15 protein-coding genes are annotated in these 21,620 nt (G+C 64.3%); 8 read left to right on the top strand and 7 right to left on the bottom strand.

Annotated elements, in window-relative coordinates; all coding sequences use genetic code 11:
- Position 1: 1 nt before the first annotated feature.
- From SUTH_RS10680 to SUTH_RS18495, 3 genes are all read right to left on the bottom strand, one after another.
- On the bottom strand, positions 2-277 hold the full coding sequence (locus SUTH_RS10680; protein WP_041099152.1) for a PqqD family protein: 276 nt from the start codon (positions 275-277) through the stop codon (positions 2-4).
- Positions 274-3,663 carry a tetratricopeptide repeat protein gene (locus SUTH_RS10685; protein WP_171817354.1) on the bottom strand — a complete coding sequence of 1,130 codons (3,390 nt, stop codon included), beginning with the start codon at positions 3,661-3,663 and terminating at the stop codon, positions 274-276. Before SUTH_RS10685 ends, SUTH_RS10680 begins: the two co-directional genes overlap by 4 nt.
- Positions 3,664-3,774: 111 nt before the next feature.
- A complete protein-coding gene (locus tag SUTH_RS18495) occupies positions 3,775-6,903 on the bottom strand; it encodes a bifunctional diguanylate cyclase/phosphodiesterase (protein ID WP_070099380.1) in 3,129 nt (1,042 codons plus the stop codon).
- A gap of 235 nt (positions 6,904-7,138) precedes the next feature.
- On the opposite strand from SUTH_RS18495, the gene SUTH_RS10695 reads away from it, so the two are divergent.
- From SUTH_RS10695 to SUTH_RS10705, 3 genes are all read left to right on the top strand, one after another.
- Positions 7,139-7,702: a DJ-1/PfpI family protein gene (locus SUTH_RS10695; protein ID WP_084207350.1), complete on the top strand. Its 564-nt coding sequence runs from the start codon at positions 7,139-7,141 to the stop codon at positions 7,700-7,702.
- Complete coding sequence (locus SUTH_RS10700; RefSeq protein ID WP_171817355.1) at positions 7,615-7,944, top strand: ribbon-helix-helix domain-containing protein; 330 nt, start codon at positions 7,615-7,617, stop codon at positions 7,942-7,944. Before SUTH_RS10695 ends, SUTH_RS10700 begins: the two co-directional genes overlap by 88 nt.
- Positions 7,945-8,102: 158 nt before the next feature.
- Positions 8,103-9,677: a peptide chain release factor 3 gene (locus SUTH_RS10705; protein WP_041099158.1), complete on the top strand. Its 1,575-nt coding sequence runs from the start codon at positions 8,103-8,105 to the stop codon at positions 9,675-9,677.
- A gap of 31 nt (positions 9,678-9,708) precedes the next feature.
- On the opposite strand, the gene SUTH_RS10710 is transcribed toward SUTH_RS10705, so the two are convergent.
- Together SUTH_RS10710 and SUTH_RS10715 are read right to left on the bottom strand one after the other, a co-directional pair.
- Positions 9,709-10,413: a single stranded DNA-binding domain-containing protein gene (locus SUTH_RS10710; protein ID WP_041099160.1), complete on the bottom strand. Its 705-nt coding sequence runs from the start codon at positions 10,411-10,413 to the stop codon at positions 9,709-9,711.
- 120 nt (positions 10,414-10,533) lie between these two features.
- Positions 10,534-10,995, bottom strand: coding sequence for an Lrp/AsnC family transcriptional regulator (locus tag SUTH_RS10715; protein ID WP_041099162.1), 462 nt, complete (start codon positions 10,993-10,995; stop codon positions 10,534-10,536).
- Positions 10,996-11,140: 145 nt separating this feature from the next.
- Here SUTH_RS10715 and SUTH_RS10720 point away from each other — a divergent pair, with 145 nt between their 5' ends.
- The 4 genes from SUTH_RS10720 to moeA all read left to right on the top strand — a co-directional run bounded on the left by SUTH_RS10720 (position 11,141) and on the right by moeA (position 18,028).
- On the top strand, positions 11,141-14,611 hold the full coding sequence (locus tag SUTH_RS10720) for an indolepyruvate ferredoxin oxidoreductase family protein (RefSeq protein WP_052473540.1): 3,471 nt from the start codon (positions 11,141-11,143) through the stop codon (positions 14,609-14,611).
- A gap of 68 nt (positions 14,612-14,679) precedes the next feature.
- A complete protein-coding gene (locus SUTH_RS10725) occupies positions 14,680-15,624 on the top strand; it encodes a ketopantoate reductase family protein (RefSeq protein WP_052473541.1) in 945 nt (314 codons plus the stop codon).
- A gap of 7 nt (positions 15,625-15,631) precedes the next feature.
- Positions 15,632-16,723: a GTP 3',8-cyclase MoaA gene (moaA, locus tag SUTH_RS10730; RefSeq protein ID WP_041099164.1), complete on the top strand. Its 1,092-nt coding sequence runs from the start codon at positions 15,632-15,634 to the stop codon at positions 16,721-16,723.
- Between the two features lie 21 nt (positions 16,724-16,744).
- Positions 16,745-18,028, top strand: coding sequence for a molybdopterin molybdotransferase MoeA (gene moeA, locus SUTH_RS10735; RefSeq protein ID WP_052473542.1), 1,284 nt, complete (start codon positions 16,745-16,747; stop codon positions 18,026-18,028).
- 12 nt (positions 18,029-18,040) lie between these two features.
- On the opposite strand, the gene SUTH_RS10740 is transcribed toward moeA, so the two are convergent.
- Positions 18,041-19,603, bottom strand: coding sequence for a M48 family metalloprotease (locus tag SUTH_RS10740; RefSeq protein WP_052473543.1), 1,563 nt, complete (start codon positions 19,601-19,603; stop codon positions 18,041-18,043).
- Between the two features lie 103 nt (positions 19,604-19,706).
- Between SUTH_RS10740 and SUTH_RS10745 the strand changes: the two genes are divergently transcribed.
- Complete coding sequence (locus SUTH_RS10745; protein ID WP_041099166.1) at positions 19,707-20,612, top strand: D-hexose-6-phosphate mutarotase; 906 nt, start codon at positions 19,707-19,709, stop codon at positions 20,610-20,612.
- A gap of 14 nt (positions 20,613-20,626) precedes the next feature.
- Here the strand turns inward: SUTH_RS10745 and SUTH_RS10750 are convergent, their stop codons facing one another.
- Positions 20,627-21,583 (bottom strand): PDC sensor domain-containing protein, encoded by a 957-nt coding sequence (locus SUTH_RS10750; RefSeq protein ID WP_041099168.1) that lies wholly within the window; start codon positions 21,581-21,583, stop codon positions 20,627-20,629.
- Between the last annotated feature and the right edge of the window lie 37 nt (positions 21,584-21,620).

The raw sequence follows: 21,620 nt of genomic DNA on the forward strand, positions 1-21,620 counted from the left end.
GTCATTTCTGCTCCAGCAAGTCCATCAACTGCAACTCGCCAACCAGTGCCAAAACGTCTTTCCGGGCGGTATCGGGATCGACCTCGAAGATTGTTGTCAGGCCCTTCGCCAACGCATCCGCGTCGGCCCCGCGCTTCAGCGCCTTGAGGCTTGCCCAAGCCGACTCGTTGCACGCACAGATCGTTCCGCTCTGCGTATCGAGCATCATGCCGCCCTTGCCTTCCGCATCGGTTTCGAGGCGCACGTGCGGCCGCAGTTTCAGTTTTGCACTCTTCATGGTTTCCTGACGGCGGCCAGTCCCTTTAATGCGTCGGGATACTGCGGTGAAATCCTGAGAGCCCGATCGAAATATATCTGTGCTCCGGCAGCATCCTTGAGCGCGAGTCGCACATAGCCGAGACCCGTCAATGCATCGATGTTAACAGGGTTGTCGGTCACAGCGGCAGTGAACAGTTGATCTGCCCTGGCATGAGCACCCAGCCGATGGTGCGCCCAAGCCAGCGTTGTTCCCGCCGTATACTCAATCGTCCAGGATTGATTGGTACCCGGAATCGGGACAGTATCGACAATGGGCAACAGCTTTTCCGGCTCCAACTTCATCGCGGCCTCAAGCAACGGCAGGGCATCCCGATACCTGCCCTGCCGGAACAAGGCAAAACCCTTGCCGCGGGCTATGTTCGGATCGGTCGCACCGACCCGCAATGCAGCATCGAAGCGCTTGATGGCGCCGGCATTGTCTCCCGCAAAATACAAGCCCCAGGCGAGACTGGGCAGCGCCGTGCGGGCAGCCCTGGGCGGGAGTCCGAGGCGGTCGAACGCCGGATCGATGTAGGCTGGAGCAAGGGTCGCGGCGGTCGCGGCCTTGTGTGCCGCAGTGTCCTCATCGCCGAGGCCGAGGGCCGTCCGCGCGAGCAGGAACTGAATGTCCGACGAATAGGGATAGACCTTCTCGCCGACGCTCAGTACTTCCTGCGCCTGCGGGTAGGCCTTGCCATCGATCAGTTTCAAGCCAGGTACGGTGTAGGACGTCACGCCCTGATACGGCGCAAGCGAATAGGCAGTGACCAGCGCTCTTGCGGCAGCGGAGTACTGCTTGCGCTCGATCGCCAGATAGCCGAGCCCCTTGTGCGAAAGGTAAGCCCTTGGCATCTTCGCCACGATTGCCTGGAAAGCTTTCTCCGCCCCGTCGTAATCCTTGGTGTAGAGAGCCAGCCAAGCCAGGCCGTCGTCGATCAGCCAGATAAACTCCGGGGCGCTTTCCTTGCGCGCATTTTCGAACTTCGTCCGGGCCTGATCGAACTGTCCTGCTTCGAGGTGGCCCCAAGCCTGCTGATAGAGGACAAGCTCGGCCCTGCGCGCTGCAATGCGTCCGCTTTGCGAAGAATAATAGTCCGCATCGATCCTCAAGGCCTTGTCGAAGGCATCGCGTGCAGCCCTGGTGTTCCCCATTGCCAACAACGTCCAGCCGCGCCCATCCTCGGCTGCCGGATTCCTGGCCGCGGCAGCCGCATTCAGTTTCGCCTCGAACGCATTCAGAGCCTTCTTGTAGTCCTCCTTGTAATAGGCATCCCATCCATCCTTGACCAAAACGGTCTTGCGGAACTGGATGGCTGCCAGACCGGATTGGGCGGATGCATGATTGGGGAGCGCCCTCAGCGCGGTCTTGAAGCTTCGTTCGGCATCGGCGAACTGCTCGCTGCCCATCTGGATCCAACCGAGGCCTGCATGCGCATCCCCGGTGTCGCCGCCCCTGATCGCCGCTTCAAAGGACTTTCTGGCGCCCGGCTGGTTCTTGAGCGCCAGTTGCGACCAGCCGCTGCCCAGCAGCCCGCCCACCGCGGTGCCCCCCGCCGCGACGTATTGTTCGAATCGCTTCGCTGCAGCCGCCGCACCTCCGGCGTAATAGAGCGCCCAGCCGATCGACAGCAGGGCCGTCTGCTTCGCCTGCAAACCAAGCGGTACCTTGTCGAAAACCGGATCGATATGGAACGGCGCCAGTTCCGCGGCCTTTGCCAGGCTCGTACCCGCACCCTGTTCCTCGTTCAGACCGGACTGCGCCCGCGCCAGCAGATAATGGATGTCGGCTGAAGATGGGTAGATACGCTCGCCCCGCATCAGGATGTCCCTGGCGTCCCTGAACTGTCCGGCATCGATCAGTTTCGCTGCCGGAATGGTGTAGGAAACCAGCAACTGATAGGGATTCAGCAGCAAGGACCTCGACACATGCCTGATCGCTGCACTGTAGTCCTTGCGTTCCAGGGCTACCCGCCCGAGTCCCATCTCGGAGAGATAGGCATCCTTGTTCGATGCAAGAACCGCGGCAAAGCCCTTCTCCGCCGCCGCATACTCTTTCCTGAAGAAGGACACCCAGGCCAGACCATCCTGAATCAGCCATTGCAGGTCCGCCGGCGTCTGGCTGCGGGCTTTGCCGAACATCGAGACAGCCTCGTCGAAACGCCCCGCATCGAGCAGGATCCAGGCCTTGCGGTAGTTACCCAGAAGCCGGCCCTCGGCAGTGGCAAGGCCGCTGACCGAGTAGAAAAACTGCGGGTCCATGGCGATTGCGGCGCGGAACGCGTCCCTGGCTTCCCCATTCCTGCCCAAGGCGAGCAGAGTCCAGCCGCGGCCGTCCTCCGCCGAGGGATTCCTGATCGCCGCGGCCTGCTTTCGTTTGCCATCGAACAGGCTCAGAGCCTTGTCGTACAAACCCCTGAAGTAAGCTTCCCAGCCCTCCTTGACGATGCGGGTCCTGAGAATCTGCAGGGCGGCGATTCCCGCCTGCGCCTCGGAATTTCCCGCGTCGGTCGCCAGCACCTTGCGAAACTCCGCCTCGGCTTCTTCAGCCCGACCTTCCGCAAGCAACGCGTTGCCCAAGCCGATCCGGTAGGCGATCACATTCGGGTGCCGCGCTATCAGGGTCTCGTAAATCCGCCGACTGGAAGCCGGATCGTTCATGGCGGCCAGAACTGACGACAACAGGGAGTTGAGCCCCGGACTGTCGCTGGTCACTTCCATGCCCCCCAGGACCTGGCCAAGAGCCACCTTGAGTTCACCGCGGGCCAGCGCGATACGCGCCAGGCCGTCGCGGCAGAAAAAGCATTTCGAATCACGGGCCAGACCGCGTTCGAATTCCTGCCTGGCCCTAGCCAGATCACCGCGATTGAAAGCCAGCCAGCCCAAGCCGACCGCTGCGTCAGACCTTACCGCGCCTCCCGGATCCATTTCCTCATCCTCGAAATGCCGGGCCGCCGCGATGTAATTGCCCCGCTTCATCGCCTGCCATCCCTTCAGGTCGTGAACCAGCGGCCGCTGCCAGGCCACCGTGACGGCTTCCGCCTTTTTGAGATACTTCTCGGCCTCCGCCAGATTTCCCGTCTTGGTATGGACCCAGGCCAAGCCCAGCAACGCATCGAAGTCATTGGGCCAGCTTCTTTCAAGCTTGCGAAAGCTGTTCATCGCCGAACCGTAGTCGTCGAGCATGAACTGGCTCCAGCCCAGAATGCCCAGGTCGTCAAGACTGGCGCTTCTTGCCGCAAGGTCCCGCGCCTCGACAAACCTTTTTCTGACGAACGACTCCTCCGCGCCGGCCCAGATTGACGACGAAACGCATAGCAACAGCAATAGAGCAAATGCCCTACGCATTTGCAGACTGTTGATGATCATGTCTCCAGAAAGTATCCACAATGAATAATCACACGACGCCATGGGAACATTTCACCGCGGAGGGCTGAACACTGTTGCTTCAACAGGCCCTGCTGCATGAACTTGCCTTGGTCAATCGTCCGCCTTGCATCCTTTCAGAAGGTCATCCGCCGTGCCCGGCCGGCCGAACAGGAATCCCTGATAGGCCTGGCAACCCTGCCGGGCGAGAAACTCGCGCTGCCCCTGGGTCTCCACCCCTTCGGCGATCACACCCAGGCCGAGGCTCTGTCCGAGGGCAATGATGGTGCGGACGATCGCCGCGTCGTTGTTGTCGTCGAGCACATCCTGCACAAAGGACTGGTCGATCTTGAGCTGTCCCAGGGGCAGGCGCTTCAGGTAGGAAAGTGACGAGTAGCCGGTACCGAAATCGTCGAGAGAGAAACTCACGCCTTCCCCCTGCAGCGCCGCCATCTTGGCAATCATGTCCTCCACGTCATGCAGCAGCAGGCTCTCGGTCAGCTCCAGCTTGAGTCGCGCCGAGCTGGCGCCCGTATCCCTGAGTATCGCGAGCACATCGTCGACGAAGTTCTTCTGCCGGAACTCGCGACCGCTGACATTGACCGCCATCGTGAGATGGGAGGACTCCTCTCGCTGCCCCCACACCGCCAGTTGCTGGCATGCGGTTTCCAGCACCCAGCGGCCCAGTGGCAGGATCAGGCCGTTGTCCTCCGCCAGGGGGATGAAATCGCCGGGCGGAACCATTCCCCGGCGCGGATGTTGCCAGCGCACCAGCGCCTCGACGCCAGTCACGAGCCCGGCCCCATCCACCTGCGGCTGGTAGTGCAACAGGAACTGCCGGTCGCGCACGGCTGATCGCAAGTCCGAATTCAGGATCGCGCGCGCGGCCACCGCTGCCTGCATTTCCGGATCGAAGAAACGCAAGGTGTTGCGTCCCGCCGCCTTGGCCTGATACATCGCCGTGTCGGCGCGCTTGAGTAACTCATCGGCTGACAGCGATTGATCGCGAAACAGGGTAATGCCGATACTCGAGGTACAGTGATAACTTCGCGTGTCGCGGTCGTCAGCATAGCTCGCATGAAGGGCATAGGGCTGGTTCAGGGCCGCCTGGATCTTGACCGCCACAATCTCGGCCTGCGTTGCTGCCGAGGCTTCGGCATCGAGGTCTTCGAGGATCACGACGAATTCATCGCCACCGAGGCGGGCTACCGTATCACCTTCACGTATGCAGGATTCCATGCGCGCGGCGACTTCAACCAGAAACTGGTCGCCGACGTCATGCCCCAGCGTGTCGTTCAGAGTCTTGAAGTCATCCAGGTCGAACAGCATCAGGGCACCGTGGCGCCCGCGCCGCGCGCTGCTGGTCAGGGCCTGACACAGGCGATCCAGCATCAAGCGCCGATTGGGCAGGCCTGTCAGCGGGTCATAGAAGGCCAGATTCCTGATTTCCGTCTCTGCCGCCTTGCGCAGGGTGATATCGGTAAAGGTTACGACCACCCCAACGATCTTTCCATCGCGCCGCAGCGGATGTGCTCCATAGCGCACCGGAAATCCGAGGCCATCGGCACGAAAGAAAACCTCATCTTCCACCCAGATATCCTCGCCGGTTTCGAGCACTTTGTAGATCGGGCATTCATCGGCAGGGTAGGCGGAACCGTCGGGTTTCTGGAAATGCGTCAGCCCGTGCATTTCGTGCCCGAGCAGATCCCGCTCGTCGGCCCATCCCAGCATGCGCACGCCGGCTGGATTGCAGAAAGTGCAGCGACCCTCCCGATCGATGCCGTAGATCGCCTCGCCGGTGGAATTCAACAACAACCGGACTCGTTCTTCGCTGTGCCGTTGTGTCTCCTGTTCCTGCGCGCGGGCCTTTTCCGCCAGCCTGCGTTCGGTGATATCCACGAAGCTGCCACGCACCAGTCGGCGTCCGACGGCAGGCAAACGCACCAGCCGCATCTCGCAATGCAAGGACTGGCCTTGGGCATTGAGAAACGAACTTTCCATCGTAATATGGTCGCCCGCCAGCACACGGTCAATCATCTCCTGCAGATTTTCCGATGCAAACTTGCCATTGAAGATGCCGGGCGGCAGGAATCTTTCAGGGCCTCCGGCCAGAAGCTCTTCGCGGGGACAGCCGAACAACTGTTCGGCCTGGGAATTCGCCTCGATGAACCGCCCCAAATCGACGTCATACACGGCGATGGCGTCGGGTGCCTGTTCCACCAGAACCCTGAACTGCGCCTCGCTTTCCCGCAGGGAAGCCGTCATCCTGCCCGCCAGGCGCACGGCGCGGTCGCGATTGGTGGCAAGCGACAAGGCAATGCTGAACAGCAGCGCGCTACCCAACAAGCCTCCCAGCAGTACTTTTGTCGGACGCGACGTGTCCCCACGCGCTTCAAGCGCCGGTCGGCTGGAATAGGTCAAGGTCCATGGCCGCCCACCCACCACGGCTTTCTCGCTGAAGCCGAATCGCGCGGGAGGCCCAATCTGTTCCGGGTCGCTGCTGTACAGCAGGTTTTCCTCGCGAGCCACCGTGCCGTCGTGGATGCTCAGGGAGATGCCGCGGGGATTCCGCTTGAGCAGATCCGCCATCAGCGCCGGCATGCGCACGGGACTCAGCACATAGCCAAAAACCTCCTTCCCCGACCCCGTCATCACCGGCAGATACATGATGAAGGACGGCACCGGATTCTGGTCGTCGATCAGGAGCGTGACCCTGCCGGTGATCATCGGCTCGCCGGCGCCGCGCGCCCGTTGCATGGTCTCGCGGCTTTCCGGGTTCTGCCACATGTCGAGTCCGATTGCCTTGTTGTTGAGTCCGACGCGTGGTTCGGCATAGACATTCACCACGTAATGCTCGCGGCGTCCCGCGGGGTGCGCGGCGAAATCCGGCATACCGTTGTTTCGCATCGAGCGGACCAGCGCACCAAGTTCCGACTCGGCAACGGAACGGGAAAAAATTACGGCCTGGATTCCCGGATAGTTGGTTTCCAGCTTGAGGCCGGCCACATAGTCGCGCCAATCCTTGCTCGTGACCCTCTCGCTGGCAGCGAACAGGGCGGCCGCCCCGCGCAAGGTTTGCGTATAAGCAGCCATGCGACTGTCGAGGTCGGCCCGCGCCTGCGTGGCCTCGGCTTCGAATTCAAGACGCAACTGGCGCTCGACGTCCTCGCTGGAGTAACGCCAGACGACAGCCGTCAGTGCCAGTGAACAGGCAAGCGCGATCCACGCAGGCCAGAGTCCCAAGCCTGAAAGCCCCGCAGATCGATCCTCGTCGTCAAGCATGTCTTGCGGCATTGGATAAATTTACAAAACACATAGCTGACCAATATGTTACACGCCCCATATTTCTGACAGGGTTAATTGCCTTTGAGGTCCACTGGCCCGATGCATTAGCCGGCTACTACCCGATTCGCCCCATCAACTGAAACAATGCCCCGGGGCATGCCTGTGCATGCCCATCCATGACAAGGAGAGAGACATGGCAGCCAAAAAGATACTGATGCTGGTCGGCGATTACGTCGAGGACTATGAAGTGATGGTGCCGTTCCAGGCCCTGCTGGCCGTCGGCCACACGGTGCACGCGGCCTGCCCCGACAAGAAGGCCGGTGACAGCGTCGCCACGGCGATTCACGATTTCGAAGGCCAGCAGACCTATTCGGAAAAACGCGGCCATAACTTCGCGCTGAACGCCAGCTTCGCCGACCTCAAGGCGGAAAGCTACGACGCGCTGGTAATCCCCGGCGGCCGCGCACCGGAATACCTGCGCCTCAATCCCGTGGTGCTCGACATCGTGCGTCATTTCTTCAGCGCCAGCAAACCGGTGGCCGCCATCTGCCACGGCGCCCAGTTGCTGGCCGCGGCCGGCGTGCTCAAGGGCCGCACCTGCTCCGCCTATTCATCAGCGCCGACCCTGAACTGTATCGCTGCCGTTCCCGTTCCCTGCGGCTTTCGGGCGTGGCCACCAGCATCCGCCTGGAGAACCTGTTCTGGCAGGTGCTGGAGGAAATCGGCGCGCGCGACGGTCTCAGCGTTGCCCAACTGATCACGCGTCTCTACGACGAGTTGGCCGAGACTGGTGGCGACTGTGCCAACTTCAGTTCGTTTCTCCGCGTCAGTTGCGGCCGCTATCTGGCCCTGCAGGTGTCCGGCCGCATTCCCGCCGACGTCGGGGTGCCGATCCGCTCGCTCGATGCGGACTGGGTGCTGGCCGGCGAAAAGCCGCGACGTCCAGGCGGATTTCCCGCCGCCTTGCCGAGGATGGAGATCGTACAAGCGGCAAACTGATCCCAAAGGTAGCGCATCGCCGTTACCTGCCCGCGTCCCACAAGGGGATACCGTCCCTCCGGGACATAAAGCGGAATCCCAGGTACGCAGAGCCGCCAGCGCCGACTCTTCGCCAGCACCGTATAATCGCGGCCCTTGGCATCAATCTCCCTGCCGCCGTGTCCCAGCTAGAACTCGAACTCGCCCGTCGCCGCACCTTCGCCATCATTTCCCACCCGGACGCGGGCAAGACCACGCTCACCGAAAAGCTGCTGTGGTTCGGCGGCGCCATCCAGGTCGCCGGCGAAGTCCGCGCGCGCAAGGCATCCCGCCACGCCACCTCGGACTGGATGGAACTCGAAAAGCAGCGCGGCATTTCGGTCACCAGCTCGGTGATGCAGTTCCCCTACCGCGAGTGCATGATCAACCTGCTCGACACGCCGGGCCACGAGGATTTCTCGGAAGACACCTACCGCACGCTGACCGCGGTCGATTCGGCGGTGATGGTGATCGATTCGGTGAACGGCGTCGAAGCGCAGACCATCAAGCTGCTCAACGTCTGCCGCCTGCGCGACACGCCGATCCTGACTTTCATCAACAAGCTCGACCGCGAAGGCCGGCCGCCGATCGAACTGCTCGACGAGATCGAATCGGTGCTCGACATCCAGTGCGCGCCGATGACCTGGCCGATCAGCATGGGCAAGCGCTTTCGCGGCGTGTATCACCTCTACGACGACATCGTCTACTTCTTCGACCCGCAAGCCGAGAAAGGCACTTCCGAGATCATCGAGGGGCTGGACAACCCGCGCCTCGACGAACTGATTCCGGACCAGGCCGAAGAACTGCGCATGGAAGTCGAACTAGTGCGCGGCGCTTCGCATGCCTTCGATCAGGAAGCCTACCTCGCCGGCAGGCAGACGCCGGTGTACTTCGGCTCGGCGGTGAACAACTTCGGCGTGCAGTCGCTGCTCGACGCCGTGGTGGAGTTGTCTCCCGCACCGCAGCCCCGCGCCACCGAAACGCGTCTGGTGCAGCCCGCCGAAGCGAAGTTCACCGGCTTCGTGTTCAAGATCCAGGCCAACATGGACCCCAAGCACCGCGACCGCATCGCCTTCGTCCGCGTCTGCTCGGGCAAGTTCGAGCGCGGCATCAAGCTCAGGCAACGTTCGACCGGCAAGACGCTGGCCGTCAACAACGCCATCACCTTCATGGCGCAGGACCGCAACACCACCGACGAAGCCTGGCCGGGCGACATCCTCGGCATTCCGAACCACGGCACGGTCCTGCTCGGCGATGCCTTCAGCGAAGGCGAAGACCTCAAGTTCACCGGCATTCCCTGCTTCGCGCCGGAACACTTCCGCCGCGCCCAGATTCGCAATCCGCTGAAAATGAAGCAGTTGCAAAAAGGCTTGCAGCAGTTGGCCGAGGAAGGCGCGACGCAGTTGTTCAAGCCGATCCACAGCAACGACCTGATCCTCGGCGCGGTCGGCACCCTGCAGTTCGACGTGGTGGCCCACCGCCTCGAATTCGAGTACGGCGTCGACGTGATGTTCGAGCCCTACCCGGTCGCCACGGCGCGCTGGCTGCGCGGCGACGACCTGGCGATCCGGGCGCTGGCCGACAAGTCGGGCGTCAATGTGGCGCTCGATGGCGCCGGCGATCATGTCTATCTGGCGCCCAACCGGGTCAATCTGGCCATGACCCAGGAACGCCATCCGGAAGTGAAGTTCCTCGAAACACGGGAAATTCACTAGCACCCGGACAACGAGGCGCCGGCGCTGTCGATTACTGCCGCAACGTGGCTTCCTCGATCAGCACCTTGTAGGAATAACCGGCGCCAAAGTCCTTGTCGGTGCGCACGATACCCTTGACCAGCACCACATCGCCGACCTTGGCCTGATCGAGCGTTGTCACCAGCACGTCGTTCGTGCCGTCCGCCGCCGAACCCGATCCATCGCGCAGATGAATCCAGTTCTTGCCCATGATCGAGGGGTTGAACTTGACGACCTGGCCGCGAACCTGGACCGGCCTGTCCTTGAGTTCAGCACTCCTGACAATGACCTCTGCAACTGTTCGCGCATCGGGACCGCTGGCCTTTGCCACCTTGACGTCGGCTACGGGCTCGGCTTTCGGCACACTCGCGTGGGCCGAGGCCATCGCGCTCCCAGTGACGCCTGGCTTTGCAGAAGCCCCGGCCAGGCTGCCAAACGCGATCTTGTCGAATTTTCGCTTCAGCGACTTGCTCTCGAAATTGTTCATCACCATCACGTTTTCGACGGTGACCTTGGCGCCCTTCTTTACCGGCGCCCTGGACACCGCGGCCCAGATTTCGCCATCCCCGGTCTTGAGTCGCAGATAGCTATAGCTCTCGACGTCCCTGACTTCCAGAACTTCGCCCTTGAGCACGGTTGCCGGAGCCGGCATCGGTTGTTCGGCGCTCCAGCCGGCGCTGGCGCAAAGCACTGTCAAAAAAGCAAGAATGAACTTCATGAATGAGTTGTCCCGTAAAAAAACGCGCTCCGAGCACTGTCGCTCGGCGATGGGCCATTGTACCCATCGCCTGGCGCTCGACCCAGCCCCTGCGCAAGCGCTGCCGCGCCAAGGACGAATTCACACCGGCAGCGCCGTCTCATATTTCAGTTCGCGCAGGACCACGCTGGTCCGCACGTTGGCGACGCCCGGCAAGGTAAACACGACCTGGTTGAGGAAGGCATCGAAGGCCTTGATGTCGGGCGCGACGACCTTCAGCAGGTAATCCGCCGCGCCGGTCGCGCTGAAGCATTCGACCACTTCCGGGCACTCGGCAATCGCCGTTTCGAATTCTTCGATTGCCCCCTTCACGTGACGCTGCAGATTGACGCTGACCAGACAGCAGACATGCAGCCCGAGCTTCTCGCGATCCAGCAGCACCGTGTAGCGCCGGATCAGTCCGGATTCTTCCATTTCCCTGACGCGCCGCCAGCACGGCGTGCCGGAAAGGCCGACGCGGGCTGACAAGTCCTGCATCGAGCGGCGTGAGTCGAGTTGCAGTTCGCGCAGGAGCTTCTTGGAGTAGCCATCGAGTTCATTCATTTCGATATTCCTGTTTTATGGAAACGATTGTTCTTGTTTGCACCTGATACAGAGAACAAAAGGTAACACTTTCTCCACCCTGATGTCTAAAGTGCTGTGCGATAGCGGCATCGCCATCCAAAAAGCCGCGACACCGGAGGAGCGCATGAACAGTACCCATCGGCCGCCGTTGCCGCGCGGCGACTATCGGCTTGAAGACGCGCTGGCAGCGACCGGCGGCAGGATTTTCCTCACCGGCACCCAGGCGCTGGTGCGCCTGCCGCTGATGCAGCGTCAGCGCGACATCGCGGCCGGACTCGACACCGCCGGCTTTATCAGTGGCTACCGCGGCTCACCGCTGGGCGCCTACGACCAGGCCCTGTGGCGGGCCAATGCGCAACTGGCCGCCGCCAACATCCACTTCCTGCCGGCCATCAACGAAGAAGCCGGCGCCACCGCCGTACTCGGCAGCCAACAGGTGGAAAGCGACCCGCAGCGCACGGTGACGGGTGTCTTCGCGCTCTGGTACGGCAAGGGACCGGGCGTCGACCGCGCCGCCGACGCGCTGCACCACGGGAATGCCTACGGCTCTTCGCCGACCGGCGGCGTACTCGTGGTGGCCGGCGACGACCACGGCTGCGTTTCATCGTCCATGCCGCACCAGAGCGATTTCGTGATGCAGGCCTGGGGCATGCCGGTGGTGAACCCGGCCAACGTCGCCGAGATGCTGGAGTTCGGCCTCTACGGCTGGGCGCTGTCGCGCTTCTCGGGTGCCTGGGTCGGCTTCAAGGCGATTTCGGAAACCATCGAAAGCGCGATGACGGTGGATCTGGATGCCATCGCGCCGCGCTTCGCCGCGCCGGAAGGCTTTGTTGCGCCGCCGGGCGGGCTGCATTTCCGCCCCAACGACAACCCCAGCCCGGCCATCGAGCTGCGCCTTGCGGCCAAGCTCGATGCCGTGCGGCACTTCGCCCGAACCAACTCGATCGACAAGCTGATCTGCCCCGGCCCCGACGCCGACATCGGCATCGTCACCTGCGGCAAGGCGCATTTCGACCTGATGGAAACCTTCCGCCGGCTTGGCTTGAGCCTCGCCGAACTCGACGCCCAAGGCGTGCGCATCTACAAGGTCGGCTTGAGCTTCCCGCTGGAAACCGGCCGCATCGACGAGTTCTGCACGAACCTCAAGGAAGTTCTGGTGATCGAGGAAAAGGGTGCGGTGGTCGAACAGCAACTGCGCACGCAGTTTTACAACCGGCCCGAAGCAGAGCGCCCGCGCATCATCGGCAAGACTGATGTGCTGGGCAAGCCGCTGCTCGCCGCCACCGGCGAACTGCGCCCTTCGCGCATCATGCCGGTCGTCGCAAACTGGCTCGCCGGCCACAAACCGGCGCTCGACCGGCGCGAACGGGTGGTCGATTTCACCGCCCCCGCGGTACTCTCCAACGCCGCCGATGCGGTGAAGCGCATTCCGTATTTCTGTTCCGGCTGCCCGCACAACACCTCGACCCGCGTCCCCGCCGGATCGGTCGCCGCGCCCGGCATCGGCTGCCACTACATGGCCTCGTGGATGGACCGCGACACCGCCGGCGCCATCCACATGGGCGGCGAAGGCATCGATTGGGCGGCGCACAGCCTGTTCACCACGCGCCGGCACATGTTCCAGAACCTCGGCGACGGCACCTATTTCCATTCCGGCATCCTCGCCATCCGCCAGGCCATCGCCGCCCGCGCCAACATCACCTACAAGATCCTCTACAACGACGCGGTGGCGATGACCGGCGGCCAGCCGCCGGACGGCTCGATCTCGGTGGCCCGGATGGCGCGCCAGGTGGAAGCCGAAGGCGCGCAGCGCGTGGTCATCGTCAGCGACGCACCGGAGAAATACCGCGGTCAGGAAGGCGATTTCCCCAAAGGAACGAGCTTCCATCCCCGCGCGGAACTCGATGCCGTGCAGCGCCAACTGCGCGAAGTATCGGGCGTCACGGTGCTGATCTACGAACAGGTCTGCGCCGCCGAAAAACGCCGCCGCCGCAAAAAGGGAGAGTCGGCGCTGGCGGCACGGCGAATTTTCATCAACAGCGAAGTCTGCGAAGGCTGCGGCGACTGCGGCAGGAAGTCGAACTGCCTCTCGGTGCTGCCGCTGGAAACCCCGCTCGGACGCAAGCGCATCATCGATCAGGCCGCCTGCAACCAGGACTATTCCTGTGTCGATGGCTTCTGCCCGAGCTTCGTTTCCGTGATCGGCGGCACGCCGCGCCGTGGCGCCATGGCCGACCGCGAACAACTGCTGCAAGCGGCAACTGCCCTGCCCTTGCCGGAATCCCCGCTGGCCGATGCGCCTTACGACATCCTCGTCACCGGCGTCGGCGGCACCGGCATCGTCACCATCGGCGCCCTGATCACCATGGCCGCCCACCTCGACGGCCACAGCGCCTCGGTGCTCGACTTCATGGGCTTCGCGCAGAAAGGCGGTGCCGTGCTGTCCTTTGTGCGCCTCGCGGCACGCCCCGACTTGCTTAACCAGGCGCGCATCGACACGCAGCAGGCCGACATGATGCTGGCCTGCGACACGGTGGTCGGCGCCAGCGAAGCCGCGTTGCAGACCCTGAGCCGCGGCCGCACCCGGCTGGTGGTCAACAGCCATGAAATCCCGACCGATGCCTTCGTCAGGAATCCGGATGCCGACCTGCACGCCGCCGAGCTTCTGGAAAAAATGCGCTTTGCCGCCGGCGCCGGACAAATCAGCATCTGCGATGCCAACGAACTTGCGACACGCCTGCTCGGCGATGCGGTGGGAAGCAACATCCTGCTCATGGGCCACGCCTGGCAGCAGGGTTTGATCCCGGTGTCGCTCGCCGCGATCGAGCGCGCCATCGAATTGAATGGCGTGGCGGTGGATATGAACCTGCTGGCCTTCCATATCGGCCGGCTGTCCGCCGCCGAGCCGGCCGCGCTGGACCGCATCGGCAGCAACGGAGCGGCGGCAAACGACGACAGCCCCGGCGCACTTATCGAGGCGCGCGCGGCCCAGCTCACGGCCTATCAGGATGCCGCCTATGCCGATACGTATCGCCGCTTGGTGGAGCGCGCCATGCACGCCGAACAGGCCGTCGCCGGCAGCGATCCGGAACTGCCGCTGACCCGCGCCGTGGCGAAGAACTTCGCCAGGCTGCTGGCCTGCAAGGACGAATACGAAGTGGCCCGTCTGTACACCGACGGAACGTTCAGCAAGGCGCTGGCGGAAGCCTTCGAAGGCGACTACCACCTTCAGTTCCACCTCGCCCCACCACTGCTGGCCGGCCTTGACGCCAGCGGCGCGCCGAAGAAGCGCAGCTACGGCCAATGGCTGCTGCCGCTGCTGAAGCTGCTCGCCCGCGCCCGGCGTTTGCGCGGCACCTGGCTCGACATCTTCGGCTACGGTGCGGAGCGTCGGCTGGAACGCCAGCTGGCCAGCGACTACGCGCGAATGATCGATGGCGTTCTGCCCCGACTCGATGCGCGAACCCTGCCCGTGCTGCTGGAACTGGCCGCGCTGCCGGAGCAGATTCGCGGCTACGGCCACGTCAAGCGGGCCGGCATCGAGAAGGCCAGGGCGCGCGAGCAGGAACTGCTGGCGGCGCTGGCGGCCGGATAGTCTTGCGCCACCGGCGGAGGTATTGAGCCGCTACACTGGCAGCCGGCAAGCGGTGTGGAGCGAGTGACATGAAGATTGCGGTGATGGGCGCCGGCGCGGTCGGCTGCTACTACGGCGGCATGCTGGCGCGCGCCGGGCATGAAGTCGTCCTGATCGGGCGGCCGCAACACGTCGAGGCCGTGCGCCGCGCCGGCCTGTTCCTCGACACGCAAACATTCCAGGCCCATGTGCCGATGCAGGCCGCCACCGACGCCAGCGGCACAAAGGACGCGAAGCTGGTGCTGTGCTGCGTCAAGTCGACCGACACCGAAACCGCCGCCGCGGAAATGGCGCCGCACCTCGAACCCGACGCCGTCGTATGGAGCTTGCAGAACGGCGTCGACAATGCCGAGAGATTGCAGGCACGGCTCGGACGCGAGGTTATCCCGGCGGTTGTCTATGTCGCCACCGAAATGGCCGGGCCCGGCCACGTCAAACACCACGGGCGCGGCGAACTGGTCATCGGGCCGGCGGCCACCAGCCAGGCGTTGGCCAGGATGTTTGCCGACGCCGGAGTCCCGGTGCAAATCTCCGACAATGTCGCGGGCGCGCTCTGGGCCAAGCTGATCGTCAATTGCGCCTACAACGCCCTCTCCGCGATCACGCAACTGCCCTACGGCCGGCTGGTGCAGGGCGATGGCGTCGAACGCCTGATGCGCGACGCGGTGCAGGAGTGCCTTGCCGTGGCACAGGATGCAGGCATCAGCGTGCCCGGCGACATGTGGGAAGCGGTACAGCGGATCGCGCTGACCATGCCCGGCCAGCTTTCCTCCACCGCGCAGGATCTGGCGCGCCGCAAGCCCAGCGAGATCGACCATCTGAACGGTTACGTGGTGCGCAAGGGCGAGGCATTGGCGATTGCCACCCCGGTCAATCGCACCCTACATACCCTGGTCAAGCTGCTCGAAGCGCCGGCTTTGCGGCGCGATGCCAGCGACCGCGGCTGTTGTCTCGAAATCGCGCCCGGCTTATAGTTGGTACATGAGCAAAGGCCACATCATTCCCATCGCCAGGACCACCCGGGCCACGCTGCCGCCGGCCCGCGACCTTGCCGCGCCGCCCGAAGGCGAGCTGGTCGACCGGCGCGGGCGGCGCGTGCGCGACCTGCGCATCTCCGTCACCGACCGCTGCAATTTCCGCTGCGTGTATTGCATGCCGAAAGAAGTGTTCGGCGACGACTACGCCTTCCTGCCGCGCCAGCAGCTGCTCTCCTTCGAGGAGATCGTCCGCGTCGCGAAAATCTTCGTCGATCAGGGCGTGGAAAAGATTCGCATCACCGGCGGCGAACCGCTGCTGCGCCGGCATATCGAGAACCTGATCGGGCAACTGGCGAAGCTGCCGGTGGAACTCACGCTGACCACCAATGGCTCGCTGCTGGCGAAGAAGGCGCGGGCGCTGAAGGATGCCGGCCTCACCCGCGTCACGGTCAGCCTCGACGGCATCGACGACGCCGTGTTCAAGCGCATGAACGACGTCGATTTCGCGGTCGGCGACGTGCTCGACGGCATTGCCGCCGCCGCAGCGGCGGGCCTGGCGCCGGTCAAGGTGAATTGCGTGGTCAAGCGCGGCAGCAACGACGACCAGATCCTGCCGCTGGCCCGCCATTTCCGCAACAGCGGCCACATCCTGCGCTTCATCGAGTACATGGACGTCGGCGCGTCGAATGGCTGGCGCATGGACGAGGTGCTGCCCTCGGCCGAGGTCATCGCCCGCATCGCCGCCGAGTTTCCGCTCGCCGCCATCGACGCCAACTACCCCGGCGAAGTCGCCGAGCGCTGGCGCTATACCGACGGCGGCGGCGAAATCGGCGTCATCTCCTCCGTGACGCAGGCCTTCTGTTCCAGTTGCACCCGCATCCGCCTGTCCACCGAGGGCCAGCTCTATACCTGCCTCTTCGCCCGGGCCGGCCATGACCTGCGCGCCCTGCTGCGCCACGGCGCCGGCGACGAGGCGCTGCGCCGTGAAATTGCCGCCGTCTGGCGCGGGCGCGACGACCGCTACTCCGAGATACGCACCGCCGCCACCGCCCTGCCAGAGCGCGGCAAGATCGAAATGTCCTACATCGGCGGTTAGTCCGCCGTTCCCCACCACCTGATGACTTCACTACTCCAGACCCTGTCCTGCGCCGACGACTACGATCCGAATTCGCTCCACGTCGACCGCGCCCGTGAACTGATCCTCGACCTGCTGCCGCCCGTCACCGGCCATGAGCGCGTCTTCGTGCGCCAGGCGCTGGATCGCGTGCTGGCGGCGGACGTCATCTCGCCGATCGACGTGCCGAGCCACGACAACTCGGCCATGGACGGCTGGGCAGTGCGCTTCGACGACCTCGCCGCCGAGGTTGAAACGCGCTTGAGAAACATCGGCACCGCCTTCGCCGGCCGCGCCTTCGACGGCAAAGTCGGCGCCGGCGAGACGGTGAGGATCATGACCGGCGCGATCCTGCCGCAAGGCGTCGACTGCGTGGTGGTCCAGGAAGTGGTGCGCGTCGAGGGCGATGCCGTCATCATCCCGCCGGGCCAGCGCCGCGAGCAGAACACCCGCCGCGCCGGCGAAGACCTGCAGGCCGGACGCCCCGCGATTCCCGCAGGAAAGAAGCTGCGCCCGGCCGAGATCGGCATCATCGCCTCGCTTGGCATCGGCGAAGTCTCGGTGCGTCGCCGGGTGCGCGTCGCGCTGTTCTCCACCGGCGACGAGCTGTGCTCGATCGGCACGCCGCTCGCACCCGGCGCGGTGTACGACAGCAACCGCTACACGCTGTGGGGCATGCTGACGCGCCTCAACTGCGAAGTCATCGACATGGGCGTGGTGAAGGACGATCCCGCCTCATTGGAAGCGGCCTTCCGCGAAGCCGCCGGCTGCGCCGATGCCATCATCACCAGCGGCGGCGTCTCGGTCGGCGAGGCCGACTTCATCAAGCAATTGATGACCCAGCTCGGCGAAGTCGCCTTCTGGAAAATCGCCATGAAGCCCGGCCGCCCGATGGCCTTCGGCCGCATTCAACCTGATGGACCGGAGCGCCCCGGCGCCTGGCTGTTCGGCCTGCCCGGCAACCCGGTGGCGGTGATGGTCACCTTCTACCAGTTCGTGCTGCCGGCCATCCAGAAGCTGGCCGGTGTCGATCCGCTCAAGCCCGTCCCCGCCTTTCCCGCGCGCTGCACCGAGGAAATGAAAAAAGGCCGCGGCCGCACCGAATTCCAGCGCGGCATTTTGTTCCAGGAAAACGGCGAGTGGTGCGTGCGTCCCACCGGCGCACAGGGTTCCGGCGTCCTGCGCTCGATGGCGGAAGCCGACTGCTTCATCGTGCTAGAAGCCGGGCGCGACAAAGTCGGCGCTGGCGACACGGTGAATGTGCAGTTGATGAACGGGCTGGTGTAGGGCGCTCGATCGTCAATCAGCCGGCTCGGCGCCGCGAATCTGCGTCCGCACCTGACCGAGGCTGGCATTCAGGTCGGGCAGCCTGAGGCCCATCGACACCACCGCCGACTGCCCCGGCTGCAAGCTTCCAGGCACCCAGTACTCCCGGCTGAAGCCGCCCTGCGGCACCGCGCCGACGACGCGGAGCTTGTGCACGGCCACCGCGCTGCGGTTGGTGACGCGCAGCCCCAGATTGCCGTTGCCGTCCGCCACTGGCTCGACCTGGATGTAGTTGCCCGGATTGCGCGGCAGATCGAGGCGGGTCAGTTCGGAACCGGCGCGCTTGCCGACATCCGACTCGGAACTGGCGGCGAGCTTGAAATGCTCGATGGCCTTGGGTCGATTGTTGGCGTTCTGCGCGATGGTGCCCAGCACATAGTGGGCCGCGGCGGTCGGCAGCAGGGCGTTGCTGCGCTCCAGGTCGCTCTGCGCCCCGGCGGCATTGCCCAGGCGGCTGCGGGTCAGGCCGCGATTCAGGTAATAGGCGTAGTACTCGCCGTTGCGCTTGATCGCTTCGCCGTAGTCCTGTTCAGCCTCCGCCGCACGGCCCAGCTTCTTCAGGGCATCGCCGCGCAGGGCGTAAAACATCGCTTCGCGCGGCTCCAGCTTGATCGCCCGCTCGGCCTGCACCAGCGCATGCGCCGGGTCCTTTTCAAGCGACTTGCGGCCTTCGTCGTGCGCCGCGTAGGCCGGCTTCGAACGCAGCAGGAAGGCGATCCTGCGCTGGTAGACATCTTCGCCGCGATACAAACCCGCCGGCAATGTCGCCGCCATGCTGCGGTTGGCCTCGACGCGCTCCTGCGACGGCGGGTGGGTGGCGAACATCCCCGCCAGCCAGTTGGATTTCTTGTCTCCCGACAGGCGCACGAAGGTTTCCTGCAGTTCCACCGCCGCCTTTGGATCGTAGCCGGCGCGCACCATGTAGTCGATGCCGTAATGATCGGCTTCGAGCTCGTGCTCGCGGCCGAAACGGAAGCTCAGCAGGGCCGCCCCGCCCGCCGCCGCGAACTCGACCAGGTCGGAATGCTTGCGGTCGGATGCCAGCACCGAAATGATCGCCGCGCCGGCCGACAGCAGGATGCCCCGCTCCATCGCGCTGGCGCCGTGGCGGGCGGCGGCATGCACGATCTCGTGCGAGAGCACGGCGGCCAGTTCCGCTTCGCTCTTCAGCTCCAGCAGCAGGCCGCGATTGACCGCCAGCTTGCCGCCCGGCAAGGCCCAGGCATTGGGCACCGAATCGTTGATGACGACGAACTCGAAGGGCAGTTTGGGCCGGTCGCTGACCTTGACCAGCTTCTGCCCCACTTCATTGACATACGCCGTGAGCTGGGGATCGAGGATGAACCTGCCGCCGGCCGACTGCTGGTTCTGCAGGTATTGCTGGGTGCCGATCCTGACTTCCTGCTGCTCCGACATCCAGGCCACTTCCGACTTTTTGGTCACCGGGTTGGTGGCGCAGCCGCCGAGTGCGAGCGCGGCCAGCAGCGCCAGGGAGGCGCCATGCAAGATGCTGCGGGATCGATGGTGTGCATTCATGATCTTGAGGTCCGGGATAAGGCCCGTGGATGACGCATTCCGAGGTCAAGGCGAACCCGTATCATAGCCGTCACCCGTCCCACAATTTTCCGGAACACACTTCATGAACCAGGCCGCTGAACTGAATCGCCGTCTCGCCATCGCCGACTTTCTTGCCTTCGAAGAGCTGCCCGACGGCTTTGTCGTGGCGCATGTCACCACCCCGGAGGCCACCGCCAGCATCGCCTTGCAAGGCGCCCATGTCATGCGCTACCAGCCGGCCGGCCAGGCGCCGCTGATCTGGCTCAGCAAGCTCGCCAAGCTGGCGCCGGGCAAATCCATCCGCGGCGGCGTCCCGGTGTGCTGGCCCTGGTTCGGCGCGCACCCGGGCAACGCACAGTTTCCCGGCCACGGCTTTGCCCGCACCGTGCCGTGGCAACTGCTCGACGCCGCGCTCCTGCCCGACCGGCGCGTGCGCCTCGAATTCGAACTGGTCCAGTCCGAGGCCACCCGCGCGCAATGGCCGCACGCCTCGACGGTGAGGAACATCGTCACCGTCGGCCCCGAACTCGAAGTCGAACTCGCCACCACCAACACCGGCGACAGCCCCTTCGAACTTGGCCAGGCCCTGCACACCTATTTCGAGATCGGCGACATCCGCCAGGCCACGATTACCGGACTCGACGCCTGCGACTACATCGACAAGGTAGGCGGCAGCGCGCGCAAGACGCAGCGCGGCGCGGTCGACTTCGCCGGGGAAACCGACCGCATCTACCTCGCCACCCACGGCCACTGCGAGATTCACGACCCGGTGCTGGGCCGCCGCATCCTCATCACCAGCACCGGCAGCCGCTCCACCGTGGTATGGAATCCGTGGACCGAGAAGGCCGACAAGATGGGCGATTTCGGTCCCGATGGCTGGACCGGCATGGTCTGCGTCGAAACCGCCAACGCCGCCGAGGATGTGATTCAGCTCGCGCCCGGCGCCACGCACCGCATGACGGCGCAATACCGCTCGATCCGCGAGTAAGCGCGGGGAAATTCCTACACCGTCCCCAGCCAGAAGGCCACGTCCATCTTGAGGAACTCGTCCCAGGGCATGTAGTGGGAGCCGTCGCAGGAGAAGGTCAGGCCGACCATGCCGTTGAACAGGTTGAGCGTCCCGGTGCGAAGATAAAACGTCTCGTCGATGAAACGCAGCGAGCCCAGCGTATCGAGGATGGCCCGGATGCGCTCCTTCGGCACCAGCGCATTGGCCGGATAGGGGTGTTTCGGGTAGGCGAGGCAGGTGTCCGGATCGACCAGCGCCTGGATATCGAACAGCCGGTAGCGGTAGGGATCGTCGAGCGTCCAATACACCGCCCTGCTGCTCGAAAAGTGCAGCATGATGTGGTACATGCCGTGATCAGCCATCAACTCCTCGACGACGCCGAGCACGGTGTTCAACTGGCGGTCCATCTCGCTCTCGGTCCGGGTCTGGTGGAAGACCTGGCTGCGGATCGACGGATCGCCGCGCAGTTGCCGCCACTGCCGCTGCTCCTCGAAGCGCTCGCGCGTCAGCGGCAGGTCGTGGAGATAGAAATCGGCGCCGAGAAAGCCGACCGCGACTCCCGCGGCGTTGCGTACCAGCTGGATGGCGGTAAGCCCGGGGCGCCGGTCGCGCAGGGTGATGTAGGAGCGTGACAGCAGGAAACCCGTGGCCGGCTGGGATTCGCGCATGTAGGGCCGATGCGAGCGGTCGCGGCCGAAATCGGCTGCGTTGACGCAGGCGGCGCTGACGCTGTCGGAAATCTGCACGCCATCCACATTCATGGCATACAGGTAGCGGCAATGGGGCACGCCGGGGAACAAGCGGGCCAGTTCGGCGTTGAGCGCGGCACGATCGCCCCAGGCCGCCGCAACACCCTGCGCGGCGCAACGCAGCGGTTCCTCGATGATGGTCTTGAGCGACGCGCGTTGCAAGGCAACGCTCTCCTGCAGGGTATGGCCAGCGTTCGACATGGTGCGCGAGCTTAGCAAGCGAATATTCCCGATTTGT

Source organism: Sulfuritalea hydrogenivorans sk43H (assembly GCF_000828635.1).
GTDB classification, from domain to species: Bacteria; Pseudomonadota; Gammaproteobacteria; order Burkholderiales; family Rhodocyclaceae; genus Sulfuritalea; species Sulfuritalea hydrogenivorans.